Raw genomic sequence first — 6,940 nt, forward strand, 5'->3', positions numbered from 1 at the left:
GCGCTGCCCCGTCCGTAGAGTCGGCCGTCGCGTTCGGTCGGCTCGAACGGCGGCGACGCCCATTGCGTGCGGTCACCCTCGGGCTGCACATCGTGATGGGCATACAGCAGCACGGTGGGCGCGCCCGGCGGCGCCGGATGCCGCGCGACGACGGCCGGGGCGCCGCCCTCGCTGACGACCTGCACGTCGTCGAAACCGGCTTGCTTCAACAAGTTCACCACCAGCTGCGCGCTGCGGTGCACTTCGGGGCGGCGGCCCGGATCGGCCCACACCGACTCGATACGTACCAGGTCCGCCAAGTCGCGGCGCACCGACGGCAGTACCTCGCGGACGCGTTCGACCAGCTGATTCATGAAATCGAGGCTAACTGGTCGCGGTTAAGCCCTCGACATCCTTCGCGAGCAGGTGGTTAGTCCTCCAGGACGGCGACGGCCGCGGCGGTTTCCCCCTCATGCGTCAGCGACACGTGAATCGTCACGTTAGCCAGGTGTTTGGCGATCTCTCCGGTCAACCGCACCCGTGGCCGGCCCCACATATCGGTGACCACCTCGATGTCGCGGTGGATGCCCTCGGGCAGCACCGGCCGCTGCGCGAACCGCGACCCTGACCACGCCTTGATCACCGCTTCTTTCGCCGCCCAGCGAGCGGCCAGGTGACGCGCCGCCGAGGAGCTTTTGTCGGAGGCGTCGCGCCGCTCCCCCGGCGTGAAGGTTTCGGCGAAGACGGTGCCGGGCTGGTCGACCTGTTCGGCGAAATCAGGAATGCAGACCAGGTCGATACCCACGCCGACGATTCCCACAGTGCCGCTCCTCCTCATCGCTCCGCTCTGCATCGTCGCGGCGCGTCCCACTAGCGCCGCTCCTCCTCATCGCTCCGCTCTGCATCGTCGCGGCGCGGCCCACGGATCGCGACGCTAACGGATAGCGACGTTCACTGGATGAAGACGTCGCCGTCGCCCAGCCGTGACGCCGCATTCAGCAGCATCGCGGCCTCCTGGCGCTTCTCGGACACCTCGTGGCCGAACCGACGGTCCGCGGGCCGCTCATACATCGGCCTGCCTCCGGCGATCGCCGACACCAGCCGGCGTTGACCGGCGACCAGCCGGGCGTCGGCGCGCTGCTGGTAGTCCGCGCGCTGCTCCGGCTTCAGCGCGGCCACGAACGCCTGCGGGTGCACCAGCGCGACCAGTCCGGACACATGACCGAAGCCGAGGCTGGTGACCAGTCCCGCTTTCAGCGGGAACTTCTCGCCCAGCCGCAACGTGTCGCGGACCCACACGAAGTGCGCCGAGGAGGCCAGTTCGTCATCGACGCAGTCCAGGCTGCGGTTGGGTGGGATCACCCCGTCGCGCAGCATTTGGCACATCCCCATCATCTGGAAGACCGCCGCGCCACCCTTGGCATGCCCGGTCAAACTCTTCTGCGACACGATGAACAGCGGCGCACCGGCCGAGCGGCCCAACGAGTCCGCCAGCCGCTCGTGCAGCTCGGTTTCGTTGGGGTCGTTGGCCAGTGTCGAGGTGTCGTGCTTGGAGATCACCGCAATGTCGTCCGCGCCGACACCCAGCTTGGCCAGTGAGCGCGCCAGCACCGAATCCTTCCCACCGCGCCCGGCGCCCAGCGCGCCGAGCCCGGGCGCCGGAATCGAAGTGTGCACACCGTCGGCGAAGGACTGCGCGTAGGCCACCACCGCCAGCACCGGCAGACCCATCTTGACCGCGAGGTCCCCACGGGCCAGCAGGATGGTGCCGCCGCCCTGAGCTTCCAGGAAGCCGAGTCGGCGCCGGTCGTTGGGACGGGAGAACTTCGAGTCGTGGATGCCGCGGCCGCGCATCATGGCGGTGTCGGCGGTGGCGGCCATGTCGCCGAAGCCGATGATGGCTTCCAGCGTCAGGTCGTCGAAGCCGCCGGCGACCACCAGTTCGGCCTTGCCGACGCGGATCTTGTCGACGCCCTCCTCGACCGACACCGCCGCGGTCGCGCACGCCCCGACCGGGTGGATCATCGCGCCGTAGCTGCCGACGTAACTCTGAATAACGTGTGCCGCAACGACATTCGGCAGAACTTCCTGCAGGATGTCGTTGGGTTTGTTCCGGCCGAGCAGGTTGCCGTGATACATCGTCTGCATCGACTTCATGCCGCCCATGCCGGTGCCCTGAGTGCTGGCCACCAGGCCCGGGTGCACCCAGCGCATCAGCTCGGTCGGCGTGAATCCCGACGACAGGAACGCGTCGACGGTTGCGACGATGTTCCACAGCGCCACCCGGTCGATCGAGTTGGCCATGTCGCGGCTGATGCCGAACACGGTCGGATCGAACCCGGTGGGGATTTGTGCGCCGACGGTCCGCGACAGCTTGGTCTTGCGCGGCACCCGGATCTCGGTGCCCGCTTTGCGGGTGACCTGCCAGTCGCTGGAGTCCTGGACGGGCCGGATCACGGTGTGCTGCGGATCGAACTGAACGAACGCGCGGGCGTCGGCCTCGGAGGAGACGACGAACTTGAAGTCGTTGTCCAGGAACACGGACACCAGCAGCGGCGCGGCGTGGTCGGGGTCGATGGCGCCGTCGTCGACGAATTCGCGGATGCCGCAGCGCTGTACTACGGCGTCGTGGTAGCGCCCGACGAGCTCTGACTCGTCGATTAGATCGCCGGAGTCGCTGTCGTACCAGCCTGGTTGGGGATCGTCCTCCCACCGGATCATCCCGGTGGTCCAGGCCAGCTCGAGCACACCGGCAGCTGACAACTCGTTGTCGACCTCCATCTGGAACCGGGTCCGCGACGATCCGTACGGCCCGAGTTCGGCGCCGCCGACGATCACCACCAAATCGACCGGGTCGACGTCCAGGTCGGCCCACCGCGGCGGCGGCGCCGGCGTGTAGCCGCGCGGCGGGGACGGCAATGCCGGGATCGTGTTGCCGCTGTCCGCTTCTGGTGTCCCGGTGTCGCTGTCGGACGCCGCCTGCTCACGGGCCTTCGCGGCCAGTTTGGCCATATCCAGCTTCGCCTCGGCGAGCCCGCCGGTCAGATCGACTTTGACCGGCGCGTAGGCCGCGGCCGCTTTTGACTCGACGGTGCACAGCTGCAGCAGCATTGCGGCCATCTCGTCGGTGGAATACGTTGTCACACCGGCTTCTTCGACGGCGTTGACGATGGCGTCGTTGTGGCCCATCAATCCGGTGCCACGCGTCCAGCCGATCAGCGCGTGCGCCAGGCTGACCCGCTGCGCCCAGGACGGCTCGGCGTTCCATCGGGTCACGACGGCGTCGAGCGCGGACTTCGCTTCGCCGTAAGCGCCGTCGCCGCCGAACATGCCCCGGTTCGGCGAGCCGGGCAACACCACGTGCAGCCGCGACGCGATGTCGCGTTCGGCGCCGATCCTGGACAGCCCACCGATGAGCCGCTGCACGGCCCACAACAGCACCTTCATCTCCATCTCGGCGCGTGAACCGGCGTCCGACAGGTCACCGGCGACCCGCGGCGCAGCGAACGGGAACAGCAGCGTCGGGGTCAGCGCATCTTTGAGGTGAACCGACTGCGGACCAAGGGTTTCGGTCTGCTCGTGGCCGATCCAATCGACCAGCGCGTCGATGTCGGTGTAGGACGCCATGTTGGCCGCCACCACCCACAGCGCTGCGCCGTATCGGGCGTGCTCACGGTAGAGACTGCGGTAGAACGCCAACCGCTCGTCGTCGAGCTTGGAGGTCGTTGCGATCACGGTGGCGCCGCCGGCAAGGAGCCGACCGGCCACCGACGCCGCGATCGAGCCCTTCGACGCACCGGTCACGACCGCGACCTCGTGGCTGTAGGGGCCCTTGTCGGGGTTCTCCGCGCCGGCGGCGATGCGCCCGTACAGCGACGCGTGAATCTGCCGGCCGGCCGCCAGCGACTTGCCCTGCCACCAGGTGGCCTGGGTGGCCACGACATGTCCGGCGCCTTCGAACCGTTCGGACATCCGCGCCCAGTCCGCGTCGATCTCACCGTCGTCGGCCAGCCACAGCTTGACCAGTTCCTCGCGCGCGCTGGCCCACCGGTCGTCGAACACGACGGCCTTCTTGCCGTCGAACACCGGCGCCACCAAACGCGGCCAGTCCGAACCGAGTTCGGCGCTCACCAACTCGATCAAATCGGCGTCGGTGGCCGACGGCGGCGCGCTGACCGGGTCGTCGAGACCCAACTGGTTGAGCACCAGCCGAGCCGCCGAGGCGAGGACGCCGTCGCGACCGGTGATTTGCTCGGTGAACTCGCCCAGGGCGGCTGCGTCGACGGTGGCACCGCCACCACCGGAGGACGGCAGCGCCACCGCGATACCGCGGCGTACGGCTACTGCCGCAACCGCGGCGTCGATCACCTTATCGACGGCGGCGCCGTCGGCCAGCGCACCTTCGTGCAGGCTGCCCAGTGGCCCGCCGCGGACACTGTTCCCCTCTCTGGTGCCCAGCACGACTTCGATCGTGACGTGCTTAGCCCAGCCGTCGCCGAGCTCCCAGATTTTCTTCACCCGCTCAACGATGGCGCCGGGCCGTTTACCGGACGGACCCAATGCCGAGCGCAACTGATCGTTGATGGCGTCGGAAAGCACCGGGCCATAAGGCTTGTAGGTACGCGCCAACTTGGTTACCTGCGCGCGCAGGCCGGCCAGGTCGGCCTCGGCGGCGCCGTCGATGGCACCCAGGTTGAGCTCGGAACCCAGGTCAACCAGCAACTGGTTGCGTCGCGAGGACGCGCCGTCGGTGATCGACTCGATGGAGTCCAGCTCCTCGATCTGGTCGATGCGCATCTTGGCCGACAGCGCGATCAGCGCCAGTGTCGCGTCGGCGGCGTCGAACGCGATGTCGTCGGGCCTCGGAGCACCTGACGGAGCTCCGGCGCCAGCCGCAGCGACGGCAGGGGCGACATTGGGCTTGAGCGCACCATCCGACGCGGCAGCGTCGGAAGAAACGGCCGGCTCGTCAGCCTCGAACTCCGGCTCCGGGTCGGTGTCGGTGGCGAAAAGTACGGCGGCGTCGCGCTCGGCGTTGAGCACTTCGATTGTGCTGTGGGCGTATTCGGGCAACTTGAGGGTGTTGGTGGCCAACCCGGCGACGGTCGGCGAGCTCTTGACGCCGATCTCGACGAACCGTTCCACGCCCATGCCGCCGGCCGCCACTTCGGTGAAAAGCAGATCTTGGGTCTCGATCCAGCGCACCGGGCTGGCGAATTGCCAGGCCAGCAGCTCGATGAACACGGTCCGTGTCATCTCACGCGGGCGTTCGCGTCGCCAGGTGTCGTAGTCGGCGAGGATTTCGTCGAGCGGCTCGGCGGGCACCAGGTCGCGGATCTCCTGGATGAAGTCGCGGTCGAGGGTGAACGGGCGGGGCACCAGGTTGGGAATGTAACGCCCGACGATGAGGTCGGGGTCCGCGTCGTGCGGCATGACCCGATCCAGCGAGCGGCGGAACTCCGCCACACCGACGCGCAGCACTTTGGAGTGGAACGGCACGTCGATGCCAGGCACCAGGATGAACGAGCGGCGCCCACCGGCGAGCTCGCGGCGTTTCTCCACCTCTGCTTCCAGCGCTTCGAGGCCACGCACGGTGCCGGCGATTGCGTACTGCGAGCCACGCAGATTGAAGTTCACGATCTCTAAAAATTCTCCAGTATTCGCCGACATCTCGCGCACAAACTCCGGCACGTCGGCGTCGGGCAGGTCGATCTGCGACGGCCGGATCGCGGCCAGCCGGTAATTCGAACGGCCCAGTTCGTCGCGCGGGACGATGTCGTGCATCTTCGACCCGCGGTGGAACACCATCTCCAGCAGCGCTTCGAGTTCGTAGACCCCGGTCACGCAGGCCAGCGCGGTGTACTCGCCGACCGAGTGCCCACACGCGATGGCGTCCTCCACGAACGCGCCCTGCTCGCGCATCTCGGCAACCTGCGCCGCGGCCACGGTCGCCATTGCGACCTGGGTGAACTGCGTCAGGTACAGCACGCCGTCGAGATGGTGATAGTGCACGCCGCTGGCGATGATGCTGGTTGGGTTGTCGCGCACCACGTGCAGCACCGAGAAACCGAGGGCGTCGCGGGTGAACTTGTCCGCTTTATCCCAGACTTTCCGCGCGGCCTTCGACCGGGCGCGCACTTCCATGCCCATGCCTTTGTACTGGATCCCCTGGCCCGGAAACGCGTAGACGGTTCTGGGCGCGGCCAGTCGCGCCGTCGCGGACATCACCAGGTTTGACCCCACTCGTGCCGCGACTTCCACGATCTCAGCGCCCCGATCGATGCCAACCCGGTCGACCCGGAAGTCGACTTCGTCGCCGGGGCGGACCATGCCCAGGAAACGCGCTGTCCAGCCGATCAGCCGGGCCGGCGGACGGGCCTGCCCGTCGGTGGCGGTCACCACGTGCTGAGCCGCGGCCGACAGCCACATGCCGTGCACGATCGGCGATTCCAGGCCTGCCAGCAACGCGGCGGACCGGTCGGTGTGGATGGGGTTGCGGTCGCCGGAGACCACGGCGAACGGTCGCATGTCGACCGGTGCGGTGACGGTGACGTCGCGCCGACGACGCCGCGGGGTGTCGGTGGCGTTGTCGGAAACCGCGCCGCCGGCCCGGACCGGGTCGGTGAGCTCGAGAGCACCGGTGCGCCCGCGGATCGCGAAGCGCTCGCCAAGGGTCGCCAGGACCGGGCCGTCCTTCAACGCCACCGTGACCGAGATCGGCACGACCCGCCCGACTTCGGTGTCGACAGCCACCGAAGTGCTTGCGGTGACGGTTAATTCGGCCGGCGCTGTGGGCAGCGGGCGGACCAGATGCGCGGCGTGGTCGAGGTGAACCAGGCTCAGCAAGCCCTCGACCACCGGCACGCCGGTTTCGGTGACCGCGGAGCCGATGGCCGCGAACACCGCCGGCCAGCAGCGGCCGACCAGAGCGTCGGGCACGGTGGTCAGACCGGGTGCGAGC

At 68.4% G+C, this 6,940-nt stretch carries 3 protein-coding genes; all 3 read right to left on the reverse strand.

All coding sequences use genetic code 11. From position 1 onward, the window contains the following. Positions 1–353: M20/M25/M40 family metallo-hydrolase (locus tag WA317_RS03100; RefSeq protein ID WP_425171642.1), on the reverse strand; the 353-nt coding region annotated here is incomplete at its 3' end. 56 nt (positions 354–409) lie between these two features. Further along, a complete protein-coding gene (locus WA317_RS03105) occupies positions 410–799 on the reverse strand; it encodes a holo-ACP synthase (protein ID WP_425171644.1) in 390 nt (129 codons plus the stop codon). A 131-nt stretch (positions 800–930) separates the two neighbouring features. After that, the coding region (locus WA317_RS03110; RefSeq protein ID WP_425171643.1) for an acyltransferase domain-containing protein at positions 931–6,940 on the reverse strand (6,010 nt) is incomplete at its 5' end.

This window comes from Mycobacterium sp. (assembly GCF_049802695.1).
Taxonomy (GTDB): Bacteria; Actinomycetota; Actinomycetes; order Mycobacteriales; family Mycobacteriaceae; genus Mycobacterium.